This is a genomic window from Burkholderia sola (assembly GCF_905400185.1).
In the GTDB taxonomy this organism is placed as follows: Bacteria; Pseudomonadota; Gammaproteobacteria; order Burkholderiales; family Burkholderiaceae; genus Burkholderia; species Burkholderia sola.
Genome location: NZ_FR989675.1, coordinates 1351377 through 1377016, shown reverse-complemented (window position 1 = coordinate 1377016; position 25640 = coordinate 1351377). Strand labels below are relative to the sequence as shown.

Sequence of the window (25640 nt, the reverse complement as noted above, 5' to 3'; positions counted from 1 at the left end):
CGCACATGGACGGTCCGAGGGCATCCTTCCCACCCAGGGATTACAAACCAAGCTTGTCGGAGCGCACAATCGTCGGCCCAACAAAAATGACTTTGCGCAACGACGATTGCGGACCATGCGGCTGCATCTTGAAATGCGGGCGACGCCAGTGCGGACTCTTTTCGTGATGCGGTACGCCAGTCTCCTTGCCTTCCGCACCAATCAGCTTCCAATCCACGACCGCTGGTCCCACGATATGTCGATCGTACAAGTACTCGATCTCCGCGAGTCGTTCCCGGCGTTTCCGCTGCCCTAGTCCCTTGAACTCCCTCGGTGCCCGACTATAGGCAAGATCGGCCTCGACGTGTGCATCCGGAAGTTTCAGATATAACATCAGTTTTACGACGTAGTCGAAAACCTGATGCCAGTAGACAAGAGCCGTCTCGCGCCTCTCTGGAGCACATTGGTTGTTCAGATCTTCGAGTATCTGTTTGACCGTGCGATCGGGCTCATCCAGCGGATAGGAAACCAATTGCGTACGAAAGTCACCGCTGCTGAATTCCTGCCAAGTCACCATCGTCAATTGGTCAGTACTCGTCCTCTCTGATTCGAGCCTCCGTCGGAACAGAGCAATCGCTCGGATACCGTCTTCCTTGTATCCTTGCCACGCAGAATTTGGAATGATGCAAAGCGCAGAGGCTGGAAACTCAACCAGACCGATCGGTATGTCGTCTGCGATGTAAGCGCTATCCAGCAATCGATGGAGCGCGGCTGTCGGTTCGTACATTGCGCCGTTGCTGGCATGGTAAATCTGCCAAGTCAAGCTGCGACGAGCGTTTTCCAGATCCTGCGGGTCCAGTCCGGCCACCAATGAACGAACACAAGTGGTCACGAATCTAGGAAATTCGTCGAAGAGCCGATCTATTGGGTACGACGCCAGCATCGCCTGGAAATCAAACTGCCAAACCTTCTGCGCCTCAAGTCTGACGCGATCCCAAGCGTCCAACGCCCCGGAGGCTCGATAACGAACTGGCGGTGGCAACCGAGCATAGTTCGGCTCATCCGCTGCGGATGTATCTCGCAGCGCAACCTGTACGGACATTGCAAGAATCGCTTCGGGATTATGAAAGACAAATTGACGGCCTGGGTCCACTTGAGCGCCTCAATGCATGCGTATTCAACTCGAAACCATGGCACCCGGATAGCAAATCTCGGACCCGATGCTTTTCTCACCGTATCGAGCAAGCCACGCTCGATACGCCGCCCGAAGAATGGCTTGACAGTAGATCACAACGCCCATGTCGTGCCACATCCCCATCGATCACTACAAGCATAAAACCATTTCTTCCTGGTCGGGTTGTACTGCTTAAATCCCAACCCGTGGTCACACTGAGGACACTGCGGTGGCAGATCCCGCGTTCCATTGAACAATACCGTTCCGTCCCGATGAGTATGCACGAGCTCCAACGCATACGGTGATGGAAACTGTTGCTGAGTCAACAATGCAACGCGATGTTTCGCGCGAGTCAGTGCAACGTAGAAGAGGCGGCGTTCGTCAGCGTCGGATAGCGCCTCCTTCGGCGGCAGCACAAGTTGCAGCAGCGGATCATCCTCACGCTCGCTCGGGAAACAAAAAAAATCATGCTCGGCTCGATACATGCCGACAATCAACACATAGTCAGCCTGCAACCCCTTCGACGTATGCATCGTCGTATAAAGACTCGGCGATTCGTTATCCTTTGTTTTGAGTAGCTCGATTCGATCAGCCCATTTCTCGTCCAATTCCGCGAGCTGTTGTGCAGTCAGTCCACCGGCGTGGTGCTTCCCATAACGGCCCAATACGAATACTGACGGCTTGCGGCCAGGTGGATGTTGGGAAACCCAGCTCGTCAATATCTCATTGATGAGGGCTTCTGGCTCTCGCTCGGTTTTGTACGTTCGCACATCGATAACGGCCTCGCGGGTTCGATCGTATGCCTCAACGATCTTTGGCATCTGACTCACGTTGCGTAACACAAACGTTCGGGCGACGTCGGCAATCCCTTGATTGCTTCGAAAAGTCTGCGTCAAGGCACATTGTTTGTTCGCCGTCGTGCGGCGATTGAACGTCGAGCCAAATTCGCGGAAAAAACGCAGATCGGACCCGGCGAAGCGGTTGATGGCCTGCCAGTCATCCCCCACTGCAAAGAACAAACTGTCCTCGCGAGCATGCAGCATCTTGCGAATCATTTCACCACGCCCCGGCGCAGTATCCTGAAACTCGTCAGCCAGAATGAACCGATACGGCAAGAGATCCGGCTTGTCACGCAGATAGCCCAGAGCCCGACGGATCATCTCGTCGTAGTCGATGCACTTGTCCGCCTTGAGCAATTCGTTCACCGCCACGGCAACGGGCCACACCACCTTCAAAAACAATCTCGCGCGAGCGGGTTCGCTTTGCTCGGCAAGTCGTTCAATCAACGTTTGCTGGTCCCAGCCGTTCTGACGAATCTGCGAGACTGCCCGCGTAATAAGATCAAACTCCTCGATCAAGCCGATGTCCTTGAGCTTCGCAAGTACCTCCTCCGAGGAACGAGGACGCAATACGATCCCCGCTGCCTGCAACCGAACCCGAAGCTTGTCAAATAGCGTCCCATCCCTGAACTCGGCGCTCGTTGTCCAGAAATGACGAGCGTCGAGCTCGCTCAATATCCGCTTCTTTCTATCCGCTTCCCCGGCGTATCCCTTTGGATTCTTGAAAAACTTCGGTGCCTCTCCGTTCTCATTGAGCGCAAAATGCTCGTGAACAATCAGTGACACTCCGGCTACATCCTGCACGCTATATGTGAAGTCCGGTGTCCATATCGCTCCGGGACACAGTCTTTCTGCGCCTTCTGCATACCCGGCTTCGTATTCGAAATCGATTCCGTTGAGGAATAGCCAATTGGAAATGGCAACTTCCTCGAAGGACCGAACCGGTTTCGTACACCCCATAGTGAGAATGCCGTCTGCGAATTCCTTGTTCCTGTAGCCAAGCTTGCGCTGACGCCACATGCCGCGCAGGTACTCCAAGTATTCGTCTTCGGAATGGAAACGTGCCTCGGGTGGATTCGGGAACCGCGCAACCGATTGCAGGAGCAACCAGTCTGCTGCGAACTTCGGCTCTTTCTTGCACCGCTCGACCGCTCTTTTGAGACGATTGGCGTTCTCGGCAGACTCCGAAACGCGTAGACCGCGACCTTCGACTTGCTCGACAATCTTGCGACCAAGCGAGTGAAACGTGCGCGACTCAATCCTTACGCGACTATCGACCAACTCTCTGACTCGACTCTTGATCGCTGGATCGATCGGACACGCATTCGCGATCATCGCGCGAAATCGCGCGTTGATCCGTGTGGCAATCTCTGCGGCAGCCTTGCCGTTAAACGCTAGGCACAGGATTTCCTCCGGCCGCACAACGCCCTTCACTATGGCATAGGCAACCTTACCGACAACTGTGGACGTCTTTCCCGAACCAGCCGCAGCGATGAGCAATGTATTTTCTTCGAATGTGATTGCTGCTCTCGCTTGTTCGTCGGTCAACGCCCGCTCTTCGCAATATGCGAAGAAGCCTCGCCAGCGCTCCAATTCACGTTCCACGAATTCGTCGTTGCGTTGTTTAAGCAACCGCTCGCCATCGTGGTTCAACATGCGCAAATACGAAATTGCCTGCTTCAACTCTTCGCTGATCGTGAACCGCTTTGCATGCACGCTTTGGCTACGTGCAAACGCACCATCCAACCTCCCCTTCTTAGCGGCGATCCGATCAAGGAGATTCGCTCGATCGCGTGCCGCGAGGTAGCGATCCGCTTCCTGTTCCCGTACTACGCCCTGCCACAAAGGAACCAGCGTCTTCTCGTCGATCCCGAGTTCGGCTTCCAGCCGTTGCAATGCCGCCGCCTTCGCATGGGTGATTGCTATAACGAATCGCTCAGCATCTTGATGCGACAGTCCGCGTAGTCGTCGCATCTCCATCCCCTCGATATGCAGCGACGACCAAATCCACCCTCGCTGAGCGCGTAGCGACACGTCCAGTACGGACGCACGGGCGTCGTTCTCTGCGCGAACGCGCACAACGTCCGCGTCGATTTCTGCGTTCCAACGCGTCGTCCAACCGAGCCGGCACGCCCAGGCCCGAGGCGAAAACGATTCGTTAACGCTTCCCAGTATTTTCTTTTCCGGCGTGGTATGAGCCATCACATGCAGCCGAGTGAGCGATGTGAAACAGGTTCATCGCCTCCCCGTAACTCTTCGTAAAAATCAGAAGATTAGCGGTAGCTATCCGGCTTACACAAGAGCCTCGCAAAACTACCAGTTCAACGCTGGCCCGCTAAAATCGCTCGCATCGCACCATTCAAAAAACTTTCAAACCTATATCACCTCCACGAGCACGGCCCGCTACGGCCGCTCCGCCGATGCATTTCCGCATCGGCGTACTTCGCTCAGGAGGTTCCATGCACCCCACGCTTGCCTTTGCCATTGGCAATGCCGTTGTGCTAATTCTCATTAGCATCGGCGTCGTTCTGTTTTTGAAACGACACTCCGTTTCGCCCCCTATCGATACGCCCCCTCCCGCCGCTGCGGTTGCTTCCCCGGTCCAGTACGAGTTGTTCGATCCGACACTCGACGAATGGGAAGCCCAGGCCCCCTACCCTGACCACGCGCTGCGTGCAGTCCGACATGCGCCGCCGGCATCCTCCCCGACATCGGACGACTTCACCCGTCGTTCGCCCGATCCGTTTCCCGACGACGAGCCGTTCGAAACCGAACTCCGTCCTTCAGCCCCCTCAGCAGCGACCGTTGCGCAGCCCGATTACTTTTCTTACGCGCCGCCGTGGGCGACCGATGCGTTATCGCCGTCCAGCGATACGCATTCCTGCCCGCATTGCGGTTCAACACGGGTCGAGGGACTCCATGTCGGCCGTAAATTCGGTAGCACGATCGGCAGCGTCGCTGGCGCAACTAGCGGTGTCGCGATGGCGTTATCCGGGGCCGAAGCCGGTGCAGCAGTGGGAGCAATCGGCGGACCGGTCGGCGCAGTGTTCGGCGGACTGGCGGGTGCCGTCATCGCCGGGCTGCTCGGCAGCGCGGCCGGCTCTATCGCCGGCTCGGCTGTCGGAGGGGTACTCGACGACAACGTATTCGACAACCATCGGTGCCTGTCGTGCGGCCATACCTTCGGCGCGACGCTTCATTGACTCCGGCCCATGCCGCCCATTCCCCTCAGCAAGTCAAAGCTGTTCCATCAACGCCGGCGGGCCGTCGTATCTCGACGCGCCCCTCCTTTCCCAGGAAACCAACCATGCTCTCCCCCTCTCCCCTCGACTACCTTGCCGCTTTCGCGCTCGCGTTCATCGGCGGTGCGCTGGTCGCCGCGTGCCACTGCAAGTATGTCGGCAAGATCCGCAAGGAGGGTGCCGTTCATGCGTGACCCTCTACCGTTCGACAACGAAGAGGAACCCTGGTCCGCCCATGCATCACGCCCAGGTACCGCTGAAGCGACTCATTATCGTCCTGGTGCGGGTCCGGTTTATTCGTGTCCGTATTGCCAGTCGCCACGAACAGAACCACGTCATACCGCGAGACGCATCGGCGGTGCGATCGGCGCGGCGGCGGGCGCGACCAGCGCCGTCGCGCTTACGTTGTCCGGCGCAGAGGCCGGTGCAACTGCCGGCCTGATCGGTGGCCCGTTCGGTGCCGCGTGCGGCGGCATCGCTGGCGCCGTTCTCGCTGGACTCGTTGCCGGTGCGGCCGGATGCGCAACGGGTGCCGCATGCGGCGAAGCCATCGATCAGAAAGTGCTCGACAACTGGCGCTGTCTCGCCTGCGCACGAACCTTCAGCGTTCACCCGCGTTAATTCGCCTCTCGCCTCTCCCCTTTTCTGCCTTCATTCCGCTCGGCCTCGGCCGGGCTTTATGCACTGTTATTTTTTTCAATAGGAGTCCGTTATGCATCTCGTTTCCTCAATGGCCTATGTTGGTGCCGAACCCTGGCACGGTCTTGGCAACAAACTCGCGCCAAAACAACCGCTCGAAGTCTGGGCTCGCGCCGCCGGCATGGACTGGCGGATCGAAGAAGCCGAAGTGCGCTTCGTCGCGGCCGGCAACCGCAGCCTCGGCTCGATTCACGCGTTTCCGGAACAGAAGGTGCTGTACCGCTCGGACAACAAGACACCGTTGTCCGTCGTGTCGGCCCGCTACCAGGTCGTGCAACCCGAAGAGATCCTGGAGTTTTATCGCGACCTGACGGAGATCGGCGGGTTCCAGCTCGAGACGGCAGGTGTGCTACGGCAGGGCCGCAAGCTCTGGGCGCTCGCCCGCACCGGTCAGTCCGGCATGCTTAAAGGCAAAGACGAAGTGAATGGCTACCTGCTGCTCGCCACGGCATGCGACGGCACGCTCGCGACGACGGCGCAGTTCACGTCGATCAGAGTCGTCTGCAACAACACACTGCAAATCGCCGTGGGCAACAGCGCTGGCGCGATCAAGGTCTCGCACCGTTCGCAGTTCGACGCGGCGGCTGTCAAACGCCAGTTGGGCATCGCTGTCTCCACGTGGGATGCGTTCATGGCACGCACCAAGGCATTGTCCGAGCGCAAGGTGACCGACTCGGCCGCCGAAGCGTTCCTGCGACGCGTGCTGACGTACTCGACTGCCAACCTGCCCGATCGCGAGACCGTCGCCGTCAACGAGCGCGCCATCAAGGCGGTCGGTCAGCTCTATGACGGACGCGGGAAAGGCTCGGATCTGGCTTCGGCATCGGGCACGGCCTGGGGCGTTTTGAACGCTATTACCGAATATGTGGATCATCATCGCCGCGCGCGCAGTGACGATCACCGCCTGGACGCTGCTTGGTTCGGCGCCGGCGCAACGCTCAAGCAACGCGCGTGGGACGAGGCGATGAAGCTTGTCGCATGACCAATCCGATCCCGCCTCTGGCTGTCGACATGCGCATTCAGATTCCGCGCGGCGCCGGGTTACGGTTCGGCGGCCGTTACGCCACGATCCTGCAAATCAATCCACGAGGTACGACAGTCCACCTCGGCAACGGGAAGCTCGTGACCTTCGCATACGACGCATTGCAAGACGCCATGCGCCGTATCGGTTCCAAATAGCCTCCCATCCCCTCACCTCTCGCCCGGCCAGATTTGCTCTGCCGGGCTTTTTGTTTTTGGAGACCATCATGACTACACCTCACCCCGAACCACCTCGTGCGCGCAAGCCGGCGCTGAAGCTCGTCAAGACGCAGGAACTGAGCCGCGATGACTGGCTCGCCGTGCGACGCACCGGCATCGGCGGATCGGACGCCGCTGCTGCGGTTGGCCTGAATCCGTACATGAGCGCGCTGGAATTGTGGCTCGACAAAACCGGCCGTGCCGACGGCCTGCCCCGTCCCGATCCGAACGATACGACATCGCCCACGTATTGGGGCACGCTGCTCGAACCCATTGTCGCCGCGTCGTACACGAAGCAGACCGGCAATCGGGTTCGGCGCGTGAACGCCGTGCTGCGGCATCCCTCGATCCCGTTCATGTTGGCGAACATCGATCGCGAGATCGTCAGCGTGCCCGACGTGCAGATTCTGGAGTGCAAGACGGCGGGCGAATTCGGTGCGCGGCTCTGGCGAGACGGCGTCCCGGAGTATGTGCAGATCCAGGTCCAGCACCAGTTGGCCGTGACCGGCAAGACGGCAGCACACGTCGCCGTGCTGCTGTGTGGACAGGCGCTCGAAGTCCATCGGATCGAACGCGACGATGCGCTGATCGGGCGCCTAGTCGAACTCGAAGCGCGCTTCTGGCGCTTCGTGGAAACCGACACGCCACCGCCCGCCGATGGATCGGAGTCGGCCGATCGTGCGCTGAGGCACCTGTATCCAGGCAACGGCGAAACGGTCGACTTCAGCGACGACCACCGCCTGTCGTCCGTCTTTGCCGATCTGGTCGCGGTACGGGCGGAGATCGAGACGCGTCAGCAGCTCGAAGCGCAATTCAAGCAAACAATCCAGCAAGCGATGGGTGACGCGATCCGGGCTGTCTTCCAGACCGGCTCCGTGTCATTCAAGCGCAGCAGGGATTCGTCTTCAGTCGACCTGGAGCGGCTATTGGCCGATCACCCCGCTCTCCAACAGCAGTACGCCATCTCGAGGCCCGGTTCACGGCGCTTCCTCATTTCCACCTAACGGAGGTCTGACCGTGAGTCGACACATGACGAATCTCGAATGCCTCACCGACATCATGGAATTCTCGCGGTACGGCGCACTCGCGCAGGCGTTCGTCATGGATGTGCTCAGCAAGCACGCCGAACGCGTCGCGAAGCTGCCTCTCGCCGAGTTGCACAAACAACTCGGCGACCACCCGCTAGTAAGCGCGCGTACCTGGCACGGCGTCGCTCAGGAAATCCACACGAAGCTCGAAGCGCACTTTGCGCGGTAGTCAGCGCAGTTCTCCTTCCCTTTTCTATTGCGAGAATCACCATGCTCAAAGGTCTTTCCATCACGCCGCCCGTTGTCGGCCGCGTTTCGATCGGACGCATTGTCGAGAAAAACGGCAAGCGGCTGCCCGAAAAAGACGACCAATTCACACTGACCACCCAGGTGCAGCAGCGCGGCGAATGGATGTTGCATCCGATGAACGAAACGCTGCGCAAAGCTACTTCGGGCAAGCTGCGCGCAATTCCGATGCGCGTGCTGTTCAACGATCCGGACCTGAACCTGCGTGCCGAGTACACGTTGTTCGACCGAGATACCGGCCGCCCCGTGTGCGTCGGCAACGGGGAGACCTGCCGGCGCGTGACGGATGCCGGCATCGAAGCCCTTCCCTGCCCCTCGCCGGACGGTTGCACGTTCGGTCGTCAAGGCAACTGCAAACCCTACGGCCGGCTTAACGTGATCGTCGGCGACGACGACGAGTTGGGCTCGTTTATCTTCCGTACCACGTCCTATAACAGTATCCGAACGCTCGCCGCACGGTTGCATTACTTTCGCGCGGTGTCCGGCAATCTCCTCGCCTGCCTGCCACTGGAACTGAAGCTGCGCGGCAAGTCGACGACGCAGAGCTATCGGTCGGCGATCTACTACGTCGACCTCAGCGTGCGTTCGGGCAGTGCGCTCGAACAGGCGTTGATGGAGGCGAAGGAGCTGGATACGCGTCGCCGCGCCGCCGGGTTCGATCAGGCTGCGCTCGATGCCGCAGCACGTGCGGGGTTCGCCAACGGCGCGTTCGAGGATAGCCCCGACGAGCGAGCCGCCATCGCGGAAGAGTTCTATCCGGAGACGACGCAGGAACCATCGGATGCAGCGAACAGCGGCGCCGCCCAGACGCCGCCTACCCTGCGCGACAAACTCGAACGCAAAGCCGTCCTGCTCGGCGGCAAAGCGGCATGAGCGCGCGGCACTGGGCGTTCGCTCTGGCGACCGCCGCAACCGCCACCGCGCTCAGCCTGTCGATTCTGGCAGGCTGGCAGCGCGGCGGCGCGTTGGCCGAGCGAGTCGTCTGGGTCGCAATCGGCATCGTGCTGGTCGTCAGCGCTCACCTGTTGCCGGCGCTGATTCGCGATGCGCCGGTCTTGGTGCGCGGCGTAGGTAGCCTGCTATGGGGGGCGTGCTTGGTAACGGCCTGCTACGGGCACGCCGTTTTCTTCGTGACCGCGCTGCAACATGCGGGCGAAGTGCGGGCGTCGGCCGTGCCGCCGGCTCGACTGGCCGGGCGCAGCCTGACGGTCATCATGGGCGAACGTGTGACCGTCGCCGCACAGCTTGCGTCGGCCAACGCGCGTTACTGCGCCGGGAGTTGCACGGCGCTCGAAGCCCGTCGCGCGACACTCGCGGCGCGACTCGACGCGCTGAACGCCGAAGCGGACGACGTTCGGCGTCAGCAGGCCGCAACGGATCGCGTCACGGCGCAGCGTGACGCGTTACGCGTCGATCCAGTCACGTCGCGACTCGCCGCGTTACTCGGCGTCACGACACCGCGTATCGACCTTGTGTCGGGGTTGATGTTCGCGGCTGTACTGGAAGGTGTCGCGTGTCTGTTGTGGACCGTCGCGCTTCGGTCGTCGGCACCAGTCGCTGAATCGACCGGAACCAGCGCCGCGTCGCCACTCGTCCCGGCAGTCACGGGACCGGCCGACGTGACCGATCCGGTAGTCGCGACGGTCACGAATGTGACGGATTCCGACCAGCCGGAAGTCACGCTCGTCATGGTGAGTCACGTCGAGCCGACCGTTAGTCGCAAAAACGAGCGCCCTAGTCACGTCACTGCACCCGGCAGTCGTGCACCGCGTGACGCCCCGGTCGCACCGTTTCCCGCCGGTGCGCCTATCGACGACCACCTGTCGCAACTCGTTCAAGACGTGACCGCCGGTATGGTTCGCCCGACCGTCGCCGACATCCGTCGTCACCTCGGCTGCTCCCAGGCGCGCGCGACGGCACTCCGTCGTCAGCTCGCCGAACTCAACGTGACGGCATAAGGCCGGGCTTCGCGCCCGGCGCTTTTGCCGTTGTTTTCCCCATCACTTTCTCATCGCCATGAAACATGGAATCGAATACGCTCGTCCCCAGCATCAGCATCGCAAATCTCGCCAACCAGCGCGTCGCCGTCGTCGAACGCGTGCGCGCCGCGCTCGATTTGCTCGGCGAAGCCCAACAGCTTGCCAAGGCAGCGCACCTCGGCTTTCCAAGACTCGTCCTCGATGAAAGCTACGGCTGTCGTGGGCGACCGACCGTGACCGGAGACTATGCAAAACGCGACGAAGCCGAAGCCGCCATGGTCCGTATTGTCGACATACGCGGCTGGGACTACCTGCTGGCAGAGTCAGGGCTGCGCACCTTCATGGACGCCAAGGCCCGCGAACAATGGAGCAACCAGATTGCCGAAGGCGACGTTCCTGAACTGACGGCCGCCAATATCGAAGCGACCTTCGCGCAGCTCTACGGCGCACGCGGCGACATGTTCGAGCGCGGCGTTCTTCAGTGCTTCAAGCGGCTGTCGTGGAACTACAAAACGAACCAGCCCTTCAAGTTCGGCAAGCGCATCATCGTCCGGTATCTGCTCTCGCACGGTAGCTCGAACTACCGTGTCACGAACGAACTCGACGATCTGATGCGGGTGTTCAGCGTCCTTGATGGAAAACCGGAGCCGGATCATCGGCACGGCATCTCGGGGCTCATCATGGATGCGCAGCGTCAACGAAAAACCGAAACTGAAAACGCCTACTTTCACCTGCGCTGGTTCAAGAACGGCAACGGGCACCTGACTTTTTCGCGCCCGGATCTCGTCGAGCAAATGAACAAGATCCTCGCCAAGCACCATCCGGACGCGCTCGCCTCGGAAGCGAGGTAGCACCGGGACGCGTCCTGCGTCTCGTCTTTCCCCATTTCATTCAGCGACATCGGTATCCGGTTCATCCGGAGGATCGCATTCTCTCTTTTGAAAAATCACGCCATGTCATCCGTTACTGCAACGCTCAGACGGCGATCGGCTGCACGCTTGCGTGCGGCGAGAAACCCGTTACCCGCAATCCGCTACATCAATCGGTTGATCCGGAACGCCCCGGATCAGTTCGATGCCGTCGAGATTCACGGCGTCCGGCAGTTCCCCCACCCCAGCGATCCGGCGCGACGCTACTGCGAGATAGTTAACGACCATCCGTCGTTCTTCAGCGTCTACCTGCATCTCGTCACCGGCGGCGTCACGTGCTGCGCCGATCTGTCGACGCATGTCGTTGCGCTGCATTGCGCGGGCGTCGTCGCGCGCCGCCACGGCTGGCCGGTCTACGACTGCTGTCCAGCGCCAGCCCGGTAGCACGCGCTGCACCGTGCAATGACCGGCCCGTGCATTCCGTTTCCGCTGTCAGCGGTGCGCTGACGGCTTTCCGCTGATCTTTTCCACCTTCGATGCGCTTGCCATCCGGTTCTACCGGAGGTCAGCGCTCGTCCGTATTCAGGAGCAATCCATCATGACGCTACCTTCCACGATCCACGCCGGCCCGCGCTTCAAGCTCGGCCGCATCTTCGCAACCGCCGCCGCGCTGGAAGCGATCGCCGACGCGCGTGTTTCGATCATCGACCTGCTGATCCGCCACGTGCGCGGCGACTGGGGCGACCTGTCCGAATCCGACCGCCAGCAAAACGAACTGTCGGTCGACGCCGGACTGCGACTTCTGTCCAACTACGTGCTGCCCAGCGGACAAACGATATGGGCCATCACGGAGTGGGACCGCAGCTCGACCACATTCCTGTTGCCGGGAGATTACTGACATGCTGATCCAGAAACTCCATCCCGGTATGCGGCTCGGCCAGCAGCCAGTGCTTACCCGTTCTGGCTGCCCGCTGTTCAGTCGTCAGGGACACTGGGATAGCGGTAGCACATTGCACTGCGTCGCGATGGCGCTCGCGTTGCTCGGCAAGCTAGCTGATCCGGTCTACCTGCCGTATCACACCGACGGCCCGGAACAGGTTATGTGGGATGACGCCTGGCCGCACTACCTGCATGGTCTGGCATTGTCCGAACTCGCAAGCTTCATTGCCGAACTGAATCTTGGTGTGCGCCCAGCTACCTGCATGGCCTCCGGCCCAACCATCCTGCATTTTGCTCGCCGCGAGCTGGAAGCTGGTTGGCCGGTGATCGTCGGCTGGCGACAACGACATACGGTCAAGCGGCATGCCGCGCTGGTTATCGGCGTCGAGGGATGTCGACACGGTCGTGCGTTCGACCCGCAAGCATTGTTGCTGATCGATCCAGCAGGCGACGAGCCGGGACTTGCCGGATTCAACGCGCGTCTCGATCGACATGGCAAAGAACAATTCCGCTACCGATCGTCCGTCTCTGCGCGGGGTGTGAAGGTGCTGGGGAGCCTATCGATTCACGATGTAGCCGGCACGACCGCTGACGCGTGATCTTCGAGCGCCGCGTTCGCGCGGCGCTTTCAATTATCAAGAGTGAGGAAAGACAAGCTTCGGAAAAACGATCAGTCTGCGAGCAAGCGGCTGAAGTCGACTGCGGATTCAACCCGTTGCTGCCGCTCGAGCCTCGATGGTCAATGTCCACTTTGCAGCGGTTCTCGACATGGATCGGTCGCCGCGAGCAGATACTGTGCTATCGGGGGCTTGGGCAATCGCCTAACGCATCCGGCTGAGAAAGCACTCACCATCGCTGTTATCGGGCTGTACGGTCGCCCGAATGTTTGTTACCCAACCAACTATGTGTACAGGTGCAACTTGAGCGTCGAATTGAGGTTGTTGTGCTTTCTTGTCATGCTACCCCCTTAGACGGTCGGGCGTGTACGCTGTCATTCCGCAGCAGACTCACCATGCGGCGCAGGAGTTACGAATATGACTGTAACCTTGCGCGTTTCGTTATTTAGTCGTCGGACATCCTGTTCCAGCCGATGCTGGAGTTTCGGCGGAGTTACGCAAACCAGTACGACCTGCATGTTAAGCATAAGAAGCCGTTCAAGTTTGCGGAAGAACACGGCAGGTGTGCTTACGAATGACACTTCAATCGGAAGCTCTTCCCACGCGCCGTCGGGCTCGAGCCACTTCGCTACAAAATCGATTACGTAAGGACGCGGCCCGTCGACGACCACCCCCTCGTCGAAGTCTAGTTCGGGCAGCGTATTGGATGTGTGCAAATTCCTGAGGAACTTGGTGAAGTCAACATCCAGCATTCGCGGAGATAACGACGCATCAGGCCGCCATTCGGCGATCTTTGCCAGCAGCCGAGACTCAACGTCTTGACGATTCTGGGTTAGATCAACCGGCGAGTCCAAGTCTTTACTCTCTCCGAGCTCGCAAGCGTGGACGCCGAGAAGGGTGTGCAAGACATCCAGGTCGCGTAGACGACGAAGAATTTCGTATCCCTCCTTGTCGCTACGCATTTCAAAAACGATGCTTCCAGCGCGAACATTGAGAAGTTCCGCGCCGGGAACTAGCCTGATCAAGGCGCTCAGAATCCGCTGCCATTCGGGCTTCGCAAACGCGACGCCTATAACGCGAAGCATCCACGTGACTATGGGCGACGTTTGCGCATTGGAGCCATCTTCGAAGAGGATCTCTGCAAGCACTAATTGATCTAGCGCGGTCAACGACTTACGTTGTCCTCTACCGCCACGCCGAACAGACACTACATTATAGGTTTCGTTGAAGAGCGGATCTCCGGTGCGCAGGTCCCCGAGCTTGCGATGCAACTCTTCGAGGCCAAGACGTGTATCGTACCAAGCGCCGTCCGGAACATCTTTTAGCTGTTGCGCCGCCACACGCAACAGCGCTTTGGGCATCGGATCAGTTCCAGAGTAGGCCTTTAGGCTTCCAGTGCCGTTTGCGCTCACGGACAGGAATTCGTTACGGATCTTCTGTACATATTCGAGCGCGTAACGGTGCTCATCATCAATTGACAATGTTCCGGCACCATCGATGCCGAGCGTATGGTCTCCGTTCAACAGATTAAGATAATAATTTCGGGTAAAGAATCGCCTGGCTCCGCTTTTGTGGACATTCGCCTGTAACTCAAAACGAGTAATGGGTACGATGCTAACCCCTGGCTCATCACACGAAATCCGCTGGAGTCGAGGGATCATTTGCAGCTCCAAGTCGGCCTTATGCTTCAGCAGCTTCTGAACGGCCTTGATTCGCTCGGGCGCTGCGAGCTGATCTGTGAATAAAACAACAATGTCCAGATCACTTTGGTCACTGTAGAATTGCTCACCGCCGTTGTATATGGCGCTTCCAAAAAGGAAGATTTTAGCCGGCACGTCCTTGATGACATGTGCTGCCCAATCGCTGCATAAATCAATAGCAAGCTGCGCTTCATCGGTCCAACTTTGAGTCATGGCGGCGATCCCCGTTTCTGTTTTTCGGAGAGTACCTTAAATTGCTTCAAAGTTGCCAGTCAATCGCAATCCGGCTTTCGAATGGCCGAACCTGGCAGACAAACGGACGAAAGCTTGCGACTCGCGAACGGCCGCAGCCGAAACCGGAAGTTTGCCTCAGGTCCATCGACGCGCTTGTCGGTTCACGCGGAAAGCGGAAACGGCAATCGCTGCAAAAGACCACTGCCTCTCCTGCTTAGCGCAACCGCTGTCGCTTAATTTCGGGCGGCGTCGCCGCGTTCGCGCGGCGCTCACCCGTCGGCTTCAACGACACGCCATTCAGCGGCGCGAACAATTCCGCCAGCGTCACGTTGAGCGAATAGCAGATGTTCGCCAGTGTTTCGATGGACGGGTTCGCGATCCCGCGTTCGATCGCCGAGATGTAGGTCCGATCCACGAGTGCTTCGAAGGCAAGCGTCTCCTGGGATTTCTCAGCCGCATGGCGGCATTCCTTGATTCGCTTGCCGAGCGCAATCGAGATCGGAGCCGGACGCCCGGTGGGCGGTGTTGAGCGCTTCACAGTCATGGCGTGCAGGATGCCCCGCCGTCGACTGATTCACGACGTAGTATACACATCGTTACTAGTCGTGTTTACTCTACAATCCGTTAGCTATTGATCCGAGGGATGCCGGTTTGTCCTCTGCCGCTCGCGGCCGAGCGCGCCATCGCGCCCCGATTTGTCGAGTAAACACTACAAACAAAACGCAGCAATAGACAAGAACAACCATGACCAAAACTCTTTCCGCCCCGGCCACGGCGGCGGCCGGCACGCTCGTCTACCGGCCCGACATCGATGGCCTGCGCGCCGCCGCTGTGCTCGCCGTCGTGCCGTTTCACGCATTCCCGTCCGCGCTGCCCGGCGGCTTTGTCGGCGTCGACGTTTTCTTCGTCATCTCGGGCTACCTGATCACCGGCATCCTGTTGTCCGATCTAGAGACGGATCGTTTCTCCTTTCTCCGTTTCTACGCGCGCCGGATGCGGCGCATCTTCCCGGCGCTGATCACCGTGCTGCTCGGCACCTACGCAATCGGCTGGTTCAGCCTCTATGGCGACGAGTACCGCGAGCTCGGCAAACACATCGTGGCCGGCGCTGGGTTCATGTCGAACTGGGCGTCGTGGACGGAAGCCGGATATTTCGACCAGACGGCACAAGCCAAGCCGCTTCTGCACCTGTGGTCGCTCGGGGTCGAGGAACAGTTCTACATCGTCTGGCCGCTCGTGCTATGGGCGGCGTACAAGTTCAAGCGCATCGGATGGATGTGCGCCATCATCGGCCTCGCCTCATTCGCCGCGAACGTTGCGCTCGTCGGCCACCATCCTGCCGCCGCGTTCTATTGGCCGATGACGCGCATGTGGGAACTGCTGGCTGGCGCGGCGCTGGCGATCGGCGCCGCCCGGTTCCGGTTCGACGGCGGCGCATGGGCCAATGTGTTGTCGATGGGCGGCGGCGCGCTGTGCATCGCGTCGATTGCCCTGCTGAACGCGCGTGTCGCCTTTCCTGGCGCGTGGGCGCTGATGCCGGTTGCCGGCGCGGTCGCAATCATCGCGGCCGGCCGGGATGGCTGGCTCAACCGGCACGTACTCGCGCAGCCCGTATCGGTCTGGTTCGGCAAGATCAGCTACGCGCTGTACCTCTGGCATTGGCCGCTGCTGTCGTTCGCCTTCATCATCGCTGGTCAGCCGCCATCGCGGGCGGTGCGCGGCGGGTTGGTCGTGATGGCCGTCGCGCTCGCGTGGCTGACAACCGCGATCATCGAACGGCCGATCCGCTTCGGGTCGACGCAACGCTGGAAGCTTGTCGCGCCGTGTCTGCTGATGATGGGTGTCGTCTATCTCGGCGGGATGACGTACGCGCGCGGCGGACTCGGGTTCCGCAAGGGCTACAGCCCGGACGCCGACGTGACGACCGCCAAGCTCGGCGCAGGTCACGAGTTCGTCGACCTCACGTGCGGCGTGTCGCCGGACGAGCCACGGCTGTTTCCGTTCTGCGCAACCGACAAGCGGGTGCGCTCCCATTTCGCCGTGTGGGGCGACAGCAAGGCCGACGCGCTGTATTGGGGACTCGTGCGCAAATCAGCGCCCGGCGAAGGCTGGACGCTGATTGCGCGTCCGAGCTGCGCTCCGATGGCAGGTGTCTGGCGCACGTCGTCGAACGCGGGCGACGATCCGACACTGTGCCGTGACGCCAATACGGTGGCGCTGCACATGCTGCTCGATACACCCGAACTCAAGACGGTCGTGCTCGTGATGACCGACCGCGACGTGATCGGACAGGCGTTTGCCGATCGCGATCAGACCGCGCCCCGCGCGTCCGCCGCGCTCGACGGGCTTGACCAGGCCGTGACGGCGCTCGAGCGGGCCGGCCGGCGCGTTGCGCTGGTCCTCGACAACCCGCGCCTGCGTGATCCGCGACAGTGCATGGATCGACGCGCGCTCGCGTGGCCGTTCTTGCGGCGCGCGCTCGGCGTAACCGACATGAGCGCGGCGCAGCGCTGCGCGATCAGCTATCGCGAACACGTCGCCCGCACCAAGCCGTTCACGGCGCTCGTCGACGCGCTGAAGCGTCGACATCCTGCGCTGCTGGTCTACGACCCGGCAAACGCGCTGTGCGACAGCGGCCGCGACGTGTGTCCGATGACACGAGATCGCCACTACCTCTACAGCTACGGCGATCACCTGTCCGACTACGGGAACGGGCTCGTCGCCCGGCAGTTCCTGCCCCTGCTGCGTCAGTGAGTGCGCATGCAGCTTCACGCTCGTCCAGTTCGTTGCCTGGGTTCTGGCACACATCAGCCTCGGATTGCCAGAACCATTTCGTCGGCCGGTTCGCCGGTCGGCGCTTTTTATTCGTTGGGCCGGCTACGGCCGGCCGCTTTTCCGTTCTTCACTTCCGGCCCGCAACGGGTCCTTTTAAGCAAGGTGCCAACAATGAAAGTCAAAAACCATACGGGGTTCGCCAAGCACATTCTCGGCGTATCAATCGCGGTAGCGCTCGCTGCGTGCGGCGGTGGTGGGGATTCCGGTCAGCCGTCCGCAGGCGGGGGCACCACGCCAACGACGCCCACGCCCACCATCACGGGCAAAGCCATCGACGGCTATCTCCCCGGCGCAACCGTCTGCCTCGATCTGAACAACAACGGAGTCTGCGATGCCGGGGAGCCGAGCGCCATCACCGACGCAACCGGCCAGTTCTCGATTTCGTACAGCGGCGACGCCACCGGCAAGACGCTGCTGGTCCAGGTCACGCCGGCGACCACGGATCTTTCGCGCCCGGCGGGTTTCCAGTTTCCGGCGTCGTTCACGTTGTCGCGCGTCGTCCAGTCCTCTGCCAATCAAGTCGTCACGCCGCTCACGACGCTCGTCGCCGCGCAGATGCAAGCTGGTTTGAGCCAGACACAGGCGATGTCCGCCGTACAAGGCTTGCTGGGCAGTCAGGTCAATCCGAACGCCGACTACGTCGCCGGCAACGACACGGCAACGCAGTCGCGCGCAGCACAGGTGGTCGACAAGCTGAGCACCTTCGCTACCCACGGCGCGGTCGATGCCGCCACGGTCCGCAATGCCCTGAACGCGATGGTCGCCAAGGGCGACATTGCATCCGTCACACAGGACGACGTGGCGGCCCAGGCGATGAAGCCCGTCTATCAACTGGCGGACGCCTCGCAAGTGCTTGCCACGCCGACGTACAGCTTCGTCGACTACCTGATCTCATTCTTCGGCGGGTTCAACCCGACGCCCGGCTCGACCAATCAGGCTCTGGTCCGCGATATGCGCCAAATCGTCGGTAATACGCTGCAAACCCGGCGGCAGGAAAACCTGCCGGCCGGCAGCGATACATGGTCCGACGTGGGGCTGGGTGCGTACAACGGCGGGAAATACGACGGCCTTGCTGGCGAGTATGTGCTGAAAGCCGATGGCACGTGGTCCGACTTCATTTCGGAGCCGCAGAGCCTCGCGCCGCTGCCGCTCGCGCGCGTCGGCACGACGCTGTCCGGCACCGATCCGACCTCGGGTATCGGCTTCACGTACGAAGCCCGTGCGGTCGATGTGTCCGGTCAGCCGTTGTCGATCGCCGCTCCAGCTGTACCGGGCTTCTACGACTTCGCCCACGCAGCACCACTGACAGGCACGGCATTCCCGAGCGGCACAACGGCGTATCTCGGTATCCAGACCTATTCGGCCGATCGCATCGTTCTGCCGGTGTCGGTGCCGATGTGCGACAACACAACAGTGCAAACCGGCGTCGTCTGCGGGGCCGTGCCCGCGTACATGGACGGCAACGCCATCGTCATGACGTCGGGTCGCTCGAATACGACCTACACGTCGTTTCAGCAGGCCGTCGGTACAGCACTGTCCGGCCAGAACGTCGGCGTTGGCTCCATCGAACTGTCCGCAGATCATCGGGCCACCATCGACGCCAAGCCCGCCACGTGGTCGGTCTATTCCGGCAACGCGAACGTGCTGGTCTTCGACTTTGCAACGACCGACAGGGACGCATTGGCAGCAGGTAACGGTCGACTGCGCCCACTCGCGAGCGGCGCGCAACTGGTGCTAGCGCTCCGCAACGGACGGTTGCAGGTCGGCTGGTTGTACCCGTCGACGTACGCCGAGAAGTCGCTTCAGTTTGCGAACGGCCTGCCCCTCTCACTCATGGCAGCGCTCAACGCGGCGATCGCCGCTCGGTAATTGATCTCGACGTCTCACCACTTTGGCCAGGGTTCTGGCATGTACCGCCTCGGATCGCCGGAACCTTTTTTTGCCGACCAGTTCACTGGTCGGGTTTTTTTCATCCGCAACTGCCTCTCATTGGGAGACGGTCGCACTCACATTACTTTCCATCCATGAAAATCATGCACTCACGCCGACAAGTCGCGGCTCTAGCCGCCGTCTCTCTCGCAACGGCCCTACTCGCAGGCTGCAAGGGCGATGTACTCGAATACCGCAACATTCAAATCGTCAACGGTAAGGTCTATGCTGGCGACGCGAACACGCCTTTCTCAGGGAAGGTCACCAACGTACCTGCCCCGGACATTCTGAACAACCAGCAAGGCTACCAACGGATGATGCAGAACAGCGCGTACGTCGTGCCCGAGGCCTATCGCGGTGGTATCGATTCAATGATGATCCACGGCCTCCTCTGCGATGCGAAGGTCAGCAACGGCATGCTCGCCGGCGATGTTGCTTGCAAGGCTGCACAATCCGACACCGTTCGCCTAAAGATGTCGTTCAGCGACGCAGCGCTCACCGGCTCGATGCAGATATTCGACAGCTCGGGTGATCGAACTGTACTCGATGCGAATTTCAGCAACGGGAATCCGGACGGCTCCGAGAAGATCTACTACGCACCGACCAAACAGCTCATCGGGGAATTCCCCTGGAAGGATGGGCGGCTGGATGGTGTGGTCAAAACGTACGACGGCAAAACCGGAAACACGCTCCTGGAAGCGCACTATGAAAACGGTGCGGCCAACGGGGAGATGGTCCGCTATGCCCCCGACGGAAAGCGCGTTATCTACCGCGCGTCATTTACCAACGACAAGCTCGACGGCGCCGAAGATCGATTCGATCCCAACACGGGTGAGCCCGTGAGTCATAGCGTATGGCAAATGGGCATTCAAGTCCCCACACCAGAAGAAGCGCGGGCCACAGCTGACACGCTCGCAGCCCTCGAACGCATCAAGCAAGTGAAAGCTTGCATCCGAGAACTTCGTAACACCACGCCGCCGGACCCGATGGATGTCGATGGAAAACAAGAAATGAAATGGTCGGCGCAATGCGAGCAACGCTTCCCGCCTATCGGCAACAATCCAGCCGCATCCACGTCGACCTCCTCATCCCCTCCCGCCGAAGATCGCAACTCGTGGCCGACCGAGGACAATGCCTGTACGCAAAAATGGCAGAAGAACTTCACCGCGAAAAACGGTCCCGATGCGATCATCAGGTACGACATGGCATGGGAATGGGTCGACAATTGTCGAGCCGGAAAGCAGCCGTCGTAGGGCGGCAATCCAGACGGGCTCGTGCTGTATGGCCGATGAGTCCGTCGTTTTTTTTGCCTTGATCTCCGTCAGCTCCCGACGCGGCTCAACACCCGATGTCCGAGACGATCACAATATCAGGCGCTCAAGCCCCATACGGCGTTTCGTTCCAGCGTTCATCTAGCGGGGGCACCTGGCGCGATGGGCGCGCTCGAGCGCGGAGTTGCGCAACTGCGACTGAGGACGCAGCAACGGCCGTGCCAATTGGCACGCCCTCTTATCCCGACCTTCTTTTTTGCAGCTCAATCGAACGATCGTCATCGATCGACAAATCACCGAAACTATCTCCGGGCCGGCGACCCGAGTAGTTCCCCGGACTTGCGCCCCGGCAAGCCAACAGGTCTTACTAGGTCTCCAGACGCCAGCGCACCCAATCAACACTTCGCTCGATTCCGTCGACCGTCCAAACGTACGTGCCGAGTTCTGGATCGAAAAAGACATCGACCACCGATGTTCCGACCGACGCCATGGCGCCACGTATTCGTCTGGTGCTACCGTCCAGGGTGACGACTGTGATTCCCGTGCGAGCTGCGGCCGACAGCGCCTCTACCGTTGGAGCGCTCATGGGGAACACCTTCCGATTTGGAAACGCGTTGAAATAGCGAAAGCTTTCAAGATAGTCGAGGAGCCAGCATCCGGCAAAGAACCGGTGATCTTCGTCTATCGATCCCGCAGTCCGTAACGCGAAGTCGCTCCCCCTCGAAACGCGGTGGGCACACGAGCCAGGCCTCTTGTCTCGTCCATGCGCTGATAGAATCGCGTTCGCCCGCCGCCACACTCCGAACAATCATGGATTACCGCGTCTCCTACGAGCATAGCCTGCAACAGGCGCCGGACGATTTCATCGCCCAGGTCGCCTCGCAATTGATCACCGACGTCCCCGCCAACATTCCGCGCGCCCTATTGCCTGAATACATCGCCGACCTGATCCTGAAGCGGTCACCGGAGATCGCGCAGATTCGCCACCTACGCATCCTCTGATCGACGCCGCGCTCGGATCGGATTGCTTAAGTCAGTCGCCACCATCGAAAGGGCAACAAGCATGCGACGTGTAGTAGTCAGACGATCGACAGTTCATGGGCGCGGTGTTTTCGCGGCCCAGTTCCTTCACACCGGGGAACGCATCTTCGAATACAAGGGTGAGGTAATAACCTGGCAATCAGCGATTCAGCGTTACGAGCATCGAGACGATGACGGGGCACACTTTCCTGTTCGGCCTGTCGGATGGCATGGTAATTGATGGTAGACGCAGCGGTAACAGCACACGGTGGCCGAATCATGCGTGCGCATCGAACTGCGAAGCTATCGCAACGGATGGCCGTGTATTCGTCAACGCTGTGCGTGACATACGGAGTGGCGAGGAACTTCTCATCGACTACGCGCTCGAGGTTGACGATAGCACATCACATCGCGATCGTGCCGCTTACCGCTGTTGCTGCGGCGTGTCCGCCTGTCGCGGCACCATGCTCACCAGCGCGTAAGATTCGTGGTGCTAAATTACACTCGACCTCAATCCCCTTCAAGACAATGCATCATGAACAAACCAACGATTCGCGAGTTGCAAAAACAGCTCGGTCAATTGAATTTGCTTGTTGAAGAAACCAAGCAACGGGAAAAGCAGGCCATACTTGCCGAGATCGGCGAACACGTGAAAGAGTACGGCATCACCGAAATCGAGCTACTACGCGCCGCAGGCTTCATTCAGGCCAAACGACAGAAAGCGCCAGCAATGTATTACGATCCGGACTCTGGAAAGTCATGGTCTGGCAAAGGTCAGCGCCCCAAGTGGCTCGCCGACAAGAATCTCGACGACTACCTGATTCGGGAAGCACCGAAACCGTGGTGGCCGGAACGAACCTGATGGATCATCCGGTCTTCACGATCGACATGTAGCCCTGCAACGCAAGCGGCGTTTGATTCTGCGAACCAAGCACTTTCGCGAAACCCATCCAAAGCGGATTGACGCTGCCCCAGTTCGCCTGCACGCCGCTCAGGCGCAACGAACCGAGAACGCCGGAAACCGACGTGCTGCTGATGGGCGCGTCTGGGTATTGCTGCACGGCGTACTGATAGATGCCGGGAAACGCATAGACTTGGCCGGTCGCGAAAACCATCTGCGCCGGCAAGTGATACGTGTCCGTTGATGGTACGAGGATCTTCGCGCTGCCGGCGACCAGATAGACACCTGACGGAATGGTGATCGTGCCGTCGTCATTCGCGGTGTACTGAAAGCAATTGGCGATCGCTGCCCCGATTCGGAAATCAAGCTGATACCAGTTCCCCTTGTCGATACCCCGACCACCGTTTGCCTGTGCACCGTGGCCGAGTTCGATCGTAAGAACGGGCAGAACACCATGCTGTGATGGCAGATTGATGAGCCGACTTCCGTCGACCGCCGGCAATCTGCCGCTTGCGTCGAGCACGACGACATCGCCAGGCGCCGTGCCGACCAGCGATTTCGGAATCGCGGCCTCTGCCATCGCCTCCGCGTTTGTGGCTTCTGAAGCGATCGCCTGAAGACCCGGACCGAGACCAGTGATTGCATCCCCCAGCGCGGTGAGCGCCGACGACAGGGTTTGCTGGGAGCTTGTTGGCACGATGTACCCCTCGGTACGAAGTTAGACCATAGCATTTGGCTTCTCTACCTCCCTTGCGCCACAGCTTGTCGTGGGCAAAATTGCGCGCCGACCGTGCGATTGGCGGAGGCCCGGCCGTATACTTCGTGGCCCCACACTCGATGCAGTTTCTATGCGACAAATCCTCGTCTGTGCGCTGATGGTTCTCACCACGCACGCCTTTGCTTCCAACTCCTGCCCGCAGTTCAGCCCGAAAGGCAAGTCTCCGGTCGTCACCAATCCACGGATAGCCGTGAAGACGCGCCTCCTGTGCTATTCAGATTTTGAGGTATTGCACTCGAGCATCACGCACGGACCGCTTTGGTCGGCCGAGCACCTGACCCGCTCGCATCTGGCAGCAGCGAAGAACGAGATCCGCACGAACCGATTCTTTGAGGAGCCGAGGTTGCCCAATGGAGAAGGCGCGCGACTCTCCGACTATCGCAAAAGCGGCTACGATCGAGGACACATGAGTCCGGCCGGTGATCGCTGGAACGATCGCGCAATGGCCGAATCGTTTACGCTGGCGAACATGGTGCCGCAAAACCCGACGAACAATCGTCGCATGTGGGCGCACATCGAGGAAGCCGTTCGCCGAATCGGTCTGCGCGCGACGGACACCTATGTCGTCACGGGGCCGATGTTCAAGGGTGCAGAATTGACAACGATCGGCAAGAGCGGCGTCATCGTGCCCACGCAGATTTTCAAGGTAGTCTATGTCCCTCAGAAGCGACTTGCGTTCGCGGTTGTCGCGAACAACACGGCAACCAAGCGCTATACGATCGCGACGGTACATGAAGTCGAGGCGCAAAGCGGCTTGCGATTCCCTGGCATTCCAGAGCCGCTGAAGAACACGCGTATTGGAGGTCTGAATGGAGTTTAAGGCTTTTGCAGACGACTCGACTGTCGTGAACATTCACGGCGACGCGTTCGCCGTCACCAACGACCCTGAGCGCATCGTACTGACAGGAACTCTGGAACTGACGCGCGACAAGGCGGGCCTCACCGCCGCACTTGCGCTACAGCAGACCATCGCGAGTATTTTGAACGTGCTTCAGCACGATCCGGCGCTGCCCGAACACGTCGGCGATGAGCCTGCCGCGCCAACGGGCAAGATCAAGAATCCGTTCGAAGGGTGATCTGTGGCATGGTGGGCGGCGGGGCAAGGTCTGCGCCTGACTCTTACGCAGACGGTGCCCAAGACCCTGGGCGCGGTCGGCATTACCCACTGGTGCCCCTCTCGGGGTGTCCATCCCCCCGCCGCGACGACAGTATATCCGCCTCGCCTCATCAGCTATGTCCCACAACTGCTCATCCTGACGTAGCCGTTTGGCCCGCATTGCATGGACAAGTTGAAAATGCTGAGCGCGTTCAGTTTGTGAGGTGATGGGTGTTTCGTGTCGTCACAGCCTGCCGCGATGGACTGGGTAGTCGTATGATCTCGTGAAAATCTCCGGAACGAAAAATCAGAATGAAACCGAACTCAGCGTTAGAAGCAGCCCGCGCAAGCTTGCGCGAACGTCGCGCCGATTGGTGTCGCAGATATGCTGAATTGCAGGCGCTGATGCAAAATAAAATTGCAGAGGACCCCAATGCTCAATTTCATCTGGATGCCGATGCGCGGCACGCAATCAACCAACATGGGGAAGTCACCAATAACTTGATCGCGTATGCAGCAGAGATTGTTGAACAGTTCGACGCAAGTCCCGGTTCAAAGATCTTCCACTTTTTGATCGAGCACGATCCGATTCTCGAATCGGCTCTGGGCGCGTCTCCCGTGCAACTTGCCATCAAGAGCGGCACATTACGTCGCGACGTACAGGTCACGACCGAAGACGGCCGAAAGCTTCAATGGACCGGCCTTTTCCTCACGAGTGGCCAGTTCGTCGGACTGAAGAATCACGACGCAGAAGAATTGCGTTCCCCTCACCAACTCGAACTGGAGCGCCAAGGCTATATGCTGGTGGACCTAGGTGAGGTCCAATTGATCAAGGATGGAGAACTCATCGACGGTATCCGCACGGCGGACGGAATATTCTTCCCCATCGATGGCCCGCTCGCCTTTCTCAATCAGCATCGCGCCGACGACATCTAAGTGCACCCGCCATCTATCGCAAGATTAGCC

General features: G+C 60.0%; 27 protein-coding genes. 20 read left to right on the top strand and 7 right to left on the bottom strand.

What is annotated here, in order from left to right; all coding sequences use genetic code 11:
* Positions 1 to 40: 40 nt before the first annotated feature.
* Both KR541_RS06440 and KR541_RS06435 read right to left on the bottom strand, forming a co-directional pair.
* Entirely contained in the window at positions 41 to 1081 is a 1041-nt protein-coding gene (locus KR541_RS06440) for an AcrVA2 family anti-CRISPR protein (RefSeq protein ID WP_236872644.1), read from the bottom strand.
* A 185-nt stretch (positions 1082 to 1266) separates the two neighbouring features.
* Complete coding sequence (locus tag KR541_RS06435; protein ID WP_252996648.1) at positions 1267 to 4194, bottom strand: UvrD-helicase domain-containing protein; 2928 nt, start codon at positions 4192 to 4194, stop codon at positions 1267 to 1269.
* Between the two features lie 257 nt (positions 4195 to 4451).
* Here KR541_RS06435 and KR541_RS36655 point away from each other — a divergent pair, with 257 nt between their 5' ends.
* The 9 genes from KR541_RS36655 to KR541_RS06395 all read left to right on the top strand — a co-directional run bounded on the left by KR541_RS36655 (position 4452) and on the right by KR541_RS06395 (position 11336).
* Positions 4452 to 5195, top strand: a complete 744-nt coding sequence (locus KR541_RS36655; protein ID WP_252996647.1) for a hypothetical protein — start codon at positions 4452 to 4454, stop codon at positions 5193 to 5195.
* 104 nt (positions 5196 to 5299) lie between these two features.
* On the top strand, positions 5300 to 5428 hold the full coding sequence (locus KR541_RS36915) for a hypothetical protein (RefSeq protein WP_290369656.1): 129 nt from the start codon (positions 5300 to 5302) through the stop codon (positions 5426 to 5428).
* Positions 5429 to 5946: 518 nt separating this feature from the next.
* Entirely contained in the window at positions 5947 to 6915 is a 969-nt protein-coding gene (locus KR541_RS06425) for a DUF932 domain-containing protein (protein ID WP_216089439.1), read from the top strand.
* Positions 6912 to 7112, top strand: coding sequence for a hypothetical protein (locus KR541_RS06420; protein ID WP_216089438.1), 201 nt, complete (start codon positions 6912 to 6914; stop codon positions 7110 to 7112). Before KR541_RS06425 ends, KR541_RS06420 begins: the two co-directional genes overlap by 4 nt.
* Positions 7113 to 7180: 68 nt before the next feature.
* The gene (locus KR541_RS06415) at positions 7181 to 8176 is read left to right on the top strand and encodes a YqaJ viral recombinase family nuclease (protein WP_216089437.1); all 996 of its coding nucleotides are present in this window, start codon (positions 7181 to 7183) and stop codon (positions 8174 to 8176) included.
* Positions 8177 to 8201: 25 nt separating this feature from the next.
* Positions 8202 to 8429, top strand: a complete 228-nt coding sequence (locus tag KR541_RS06410; protein WP_216089436.1) for a hypothetical protein — start codon at positions 8202 to 8204, stop codon at positions 8427 to 8429.
* A 41-nt stretch (positions 8430 to 8470) separates the two neighbouring features.
* Positions 8471 to 9379 (top strand): recombination directionality factor, encoded by a 909-nt coding sequence (locus KR541_RS06405; protein ID WP_216089435.1) that lies wholly within the window; start codon positions 8471 to 8473, stop codon positions 9377 to 9379.
* On the top strand, positions 9376 to 10464 hold the full coding sequence (locus KR541_RS06400; protein WP_216089434.1) for a hypothetical protein: 1089 nt from the start codon (positions 9376 to 9378) through the stop codon (positions 10462 to 10464). Before KR541_RS06405 ends, KR541_RS06400 begins: the two co-directional genes overlap by 4 nt.
* 65 nt (positions 10465 to 10529) lie before the next feature.
* Positions 10530 to 11336, top strand: coding sequence for a DUF4942 domain-containing protein (locus KR541_RS06395; RefSeq protein ID WP_216089433.1), 807 nt, complete (start codon positions 10530 to 10532; stop codon positions 11334 to 11336).
* Between the two features lie 168 nt (positions 11337 to 11504).
* Here KR541_RS06395 and KR541_RS06390 read toward each other — a convergent pair whose 3' ends face one another.
* On the bottom strand, positions 11505 to 11729 hold the full coding sequence (locus tag KR541_RS06390) for a hypothetical protein (RefSeq protein ID WP_216089432.1): 225 nt from the start codon (positions 11727 to 11729) through the stop codon (positions 11505 to 11507).
* Positions 11730 to 11952: 223 nt separating this feature from the next.
* Between KR541_RS06390 and KR541_RS06385 the strand changes: the two genes are divergently transcribed.
* Together KR541_RS06385 and KR541_RS06380 are read left to right on the top strand one after the other, a co-directional pair.
* Positions 11953 to 12252, top strand: a complete 300-nt coding sequence (locus tag KR541_RS06385) for a hypothetical protein (protein WP_216089431.1) — start codon at positions 11953 to 11955, stop codon at positions 12250 to 12252.
* Position 12253: 1 nt separating this feature from the next.
* The gene (locus tag KR541_RS06380; RefSeq protein WP_216089430.1) at positions 12254 to 12892 is read left to right on the top strand and encodes a hypothetical protein; all 639 of its coding nucleotides are present in this window, start codon (positions 12254 to 12256) and stop codon (positions 12890 to 12892) included.
* Positions 12893 to 13284: 392 nt separating this feature from the next.
* On the opposite strand, the gene KR541_RS06375 is transcribed toward KR541_RS06380, so the two are convergent.
* Together KR541_RS06375 and KR541_RS06370 are read right to left on the bottom strand one after the other, a co-directional pair.
* Positions 13285 to 14823, bottom strand: coding sequence for a nucleotidyltransferase family protein (locus KR541_RS06375; RefSeq protein ID WP_216089429.1), 1539 nt, complete (start codon positions 14821 to 14823; stop codon positions 13285 to 13287).
* Positions 14824 to 15058: 235 nt separating this feature from the next.
* The gene (locus KR541_RS06370; protein ID WP_077021877.1) at positions 15059 to 15388 is read right to left on the bottom strand and encodes a helix-turn-helix domain-containing protein; all 330 of its coding nucleotides are present in this window, start codon (positions 15386 to 15388) and stop codon (positions 15059 to 15061) included.
* Between the two features lie 200 nt (positions 15389 to 15588).
* Between KR541_RS06370 and KR541_RS06365 the strand changes: the two genes are divergently transcribed.
* From KR541_RS06365 to KR541_RS06355, 3 genes are all read left to right on the top strand, one after another.
* A complete protein-coding gene (locus KR541_RS06365) occupies positions 15589 to 17598 on the top strand; it encodes an acyltransferase family protein (protein ID WP_216089428.1) in 2010 nt (669 codons plus the stop codon).
* 192 nt (positions 17599 to 17790) lie between these two features.
* The gene (locus KR541_RS06360; protein ID WP_216089427.1) at positions 17791 to 19548 is read left to right on the top strand and encodes a hypothetical protein; all 1758 of its coding nucleotides are present in this window, start codon (positions 17791 to 17793) and stop codon (positions 19546 to 19548) included.
* A 155-nt stretch (positions 19549 to 19703) separates the two neighbouring features.
* Positions 19704 to 20861: a toxin-antitoxin system YwqK family antitoxin gene (locus KR541_RS06355; protein WP_216089426.1), complete on the top strand. Its 1158-nt coding sequence runs from the start codon at positions 19704 to 19706 to the stop codon at positions 20859 to 20861.
* Between the two features lie 385 nt (positions 20862 to 21246).
* On the opposite strand, the gene KR541_RS06350 is transcribed toward KR541_RS06355, so the two are convergent.
* Positions 21247 to 21465: a hypothetical protein gene (locus KR541_RS06350; protein ID WP_150123323.1), complete on the bottom strand. Its 219-nt coding sequence runs from the start codon at positions 21463 to 21465 to the stop codon at positions 21247 to 21249.
* Between the two features lie 224 nt (positions 21466 to 21689).
* On the opposite strand from KR541_RS06350, the gene KR541_RS06345 reads away from it, so the two are divergent.
* The 3 genes from KR541_RS06345 (at position 21690) to KR541_RS06335 (ending at position 22761) form a co-directional block, all read left to right on the top strand.
* Complete coding sequence (locus KR541_RS06345) at positions 21690 to 21881, top strand: hypothetical protein (RefSeq protein ID WP_050013680.1); 192 nt, start codon at positions 21690 to 21692, stop codon at positions 21879 to 21881.
* 209 nt (positions 21882 to 22090) lie between these two features.
* Positions 22091 to 22381, top strand: coding sequence for an SET domain-containing protein (locus KR541_RS06340; protein WP_425542605.1), 291 nt, complete (start codon positions 22091 to 22093; stop codon positions 22379 to 22381).
* Between the two features lie 53 nt (positions 22382 to 22434).
* A complete protein-coding gene (locus tag KR541_RS06335) occupies positions 22435 to 22761 on the top strand; it encodes an H-NS histone family protein (RefSeq protein ID WP_216089425.1) in 327 nt (108 codons plus the stop codon).
* A gap of 4 nt (positions 22762 to 22765) precedes the next feature.
* On the opposite strand, the gene KR541_RS06330 is transcribed toward KR541_RS06335, so the two are convergent.
* On the bottom strand, positions 22766 to 23497 hold the full coding sequence (locus tag KR541_RS06330; protein ID WP_216089424.1) for a hypothetical protein: 732 nt from the start codon (positions 23495 to 23497) through the stop codon (positions 22766 to 22768).
* Positions 23498 to 23648: 151 nt separating this feature from the next.
* On the opposite strand from KR541_RS06330, the gene KR541_RS06325 reads away from it, so the two are divergent.
* The 3 genes from KR541_RS06325 to KR541_RS06315 all read left to right on the top strand — a co-directional run bounded on the left by KR541_RS06325 (position 23649) and on the right by KR541_RS06315 (position 25610).
* On the top strand, positions 23649 to 24398 hold the full coding sequence (locus KR541_RS06325; RefSeq protein WP_050013677.1) for a DNA/RNA non-specific endonuclease: 750 nt from the start codon (positions 23649 to 23651) through the stop codon (positions 24396 to 24398).
* Entirely contained in the window at positions 24388 to 24654 is a 267-nt protein-coding gene (locus KR541_RS06320; RefSeq protein ID WP_050013676.1) for a hypothetical protein, read from the top strand. Before KR541_RS06325 ends, KR541_RS06320 begins: the two co-directional genes overlap by 11 nt.
* 332 nt (positions 24655 to 24986) lie before the next feature.
* A complete protein-coding gene (locus KR541_RS06315; RefSeq protein ID WP_216089423.1) occupies positions 24987 to 25610 on the top strand; it encodes a hypothetical protein in 624 nt (207 codons plus the stop codon).
* Positions 25611 to 25640 lie beyond the last annotated feature (30 nt).

Bases quoted from the DNA above. Each gene is read 5' to 3' on its own strand.
- KR541_RS36915 (WP_290369656.1), top strand. From the start codon at position 5,300: ATGCTCTCCCCCTCTCCCCTCGACTACCTTGCCGCTTTCGCGCTCGCG.
- KR541_RS06335 (WP_216089425.1), top strand. From the start codon at position 22,435: ATGAACAAACCAACGATTCGCGAGTTGCAAAAACAGCTCGGTCAATTG.
- KR541_RS06355 (WP_216089426.1), top strand. From the start codon at position 19,704: ATGAAAATCATGCACTCACGCCGACAAGTCGCGGCTCTAGCCGCCGTC.
- KR541_RS06440 (WP_236872644.1), bottom strand. From the start codon at position 1,081: ATGTCCGTACAGGTTGCGCTGCGAGATACATCCGCAGCGGATGAGCCG.
- KR541_RS06400 (WP_216089434.1), top strand. From the start codon at position 9,376: ATGAGCGCGCGGCACTGGGCGTTCGCTCTGGCGACCGCCGCAACCGCC.
- KR541_RS06350 (WP_150123323.1), bottom strand. From the start codon at position 21,465: ATGAGCGCTCCAACGGTAGAGGCGCTGTCGGCCGCAGCTCGCACGGGA.
- KR541_RS06315 (WP_216089423.1), top strand. From the start codon at position 24,987: ATGAAACCGAACTCAGCGTTAGAAGCAGCCCGCGCAAGCTTGCGCGAA.
- KR541_RS06380 (WP_216089430.1), top strand. From the start codon at position 12,254: ATGCTGATCCAGAAACTCCATCCCGGTATGCGGCTCGGCCAGCAGCCA.
- KR541_RS06390 (WP_216089432.1), bottom strand. From the start codon at position 11,729: ATGCAGCGCAACGACATGCGTCGACAGATCGGCGCAGCACGTGACGCC.
- KR541_RS06340 (WP_425542605.1), top strand. From the start codon at position 22,091: ATGACGGGGCACACTTTCCTGTTCGGCCTGTCGGATGGCATGGTAATT.
- KR541_RS06405 (WP_216089435.1), top strand. From the start codon at position 8,471: ATGCTCAAAGGTCTTTCCATCACGCCGCCCGTTGTCGGCCGCGTTTCG.
- KR541_RS36655 (WP_252996647.1), top strand. From the start codon at position 4,452: ATGCACCCCACGCTTGCCTTTGCCATTGGCAATGCCGTTGTGCTAATT.
- KR541_RS06360 (WP_216089427.1), top strand. From the start codon at position 17,791: ATGAAAGTCAAAAACCATACGGGGTTCGCCAAGCACATTCTCGGCGTA.
- KR541_RS06435 (WP_252996648.1), bottom strand. From the start codon at position 4,194: ATGGCTCATACCACGCCGGAAAAGAAAATACTGGGAAGCGTTAACGAA.
- KR541_RS06425 (WP_216089439.1), top strand. From the start codon at position 5,947: ATGCATCTCGTTTCCTCAATGGCCTATGTTGGTGCCGAACCCTGGCAC.
- KR541_RS06345 (WP_050013680.1), top strand. From the start codon at position 21,690: ATGGATTACCGCGTCTCCTACGAGCATAGCCTGCAACAGGCGCCGGAC.
- KR541_RS06325 (WP_050013677.1), top strand. From the start codon at position 23,649: ATGCGACAAATCCTCGTCTGTGCGCTGATGGTTCTCACCACGCACGCC.
- KR541_RS06420 (WP_216089438.1), top strand. From the start codon at position 6,912: ATGACCAATCCGATCCCGCCTCTGGCTGTCGACATGCGCATTCAGATT.
- KR541_RS06415 (WP_216089437.1), top strand. From the start codon at position 7,181: ATGACTACACCTCACCCCGAACCACCTCGTGCGCGCAAGCCGGCGCTG.
- KR541_RS06410 (WP_216089436.1), top strand. From the start codon at position 8,202: ATGACGAATCTCGAATGCCTCACCGACATCATGGAATTCTCGCGGTAC.
- KR541_RS06370 (WP_077021877.1), bottom strand. From the start codon at position 15,388: ATGACTGTGAAGCGCTCAACACCGCCCACCGGGCGTCCGGCTCCGATC.
- KR541_RS06395 (WP_216089433.1), top strand. From the start codon at position 10,530: ATGGAATCGAATACGCTCGTCCCCAGCATCAGCATCGCAAATCTCGCC.
- KR541_RS06365 (WP_216089428.1), top strand. From the start codon at position 15,589: ATGACCAAAACTCTTTCCGCCCCGGCCACGGCGGCGGCCGGCACGCTC.
- KR541_RS06385 (WP_216089431.1), top strand. From the start codon at position 11,953: ATGACGCTACCTTCCACGATCCACGCCGGCCCGCGCTTCAAGCTCGGC.
- KR541_RS06375 (WP_216089429.1), bottom strand. From the start codon at position 14,823: ATGACTCAAAGTTGGACCGATGAAGCGCAGCTTGCTATTGATTTATGC.
- KR541_RS06320 (WP_050013676.1), top strand. From the start codon at position 24,388: ATGGAGTTTAAGGCTTTTGCAGACGACTCGACTGTCGTGAACATTCAC.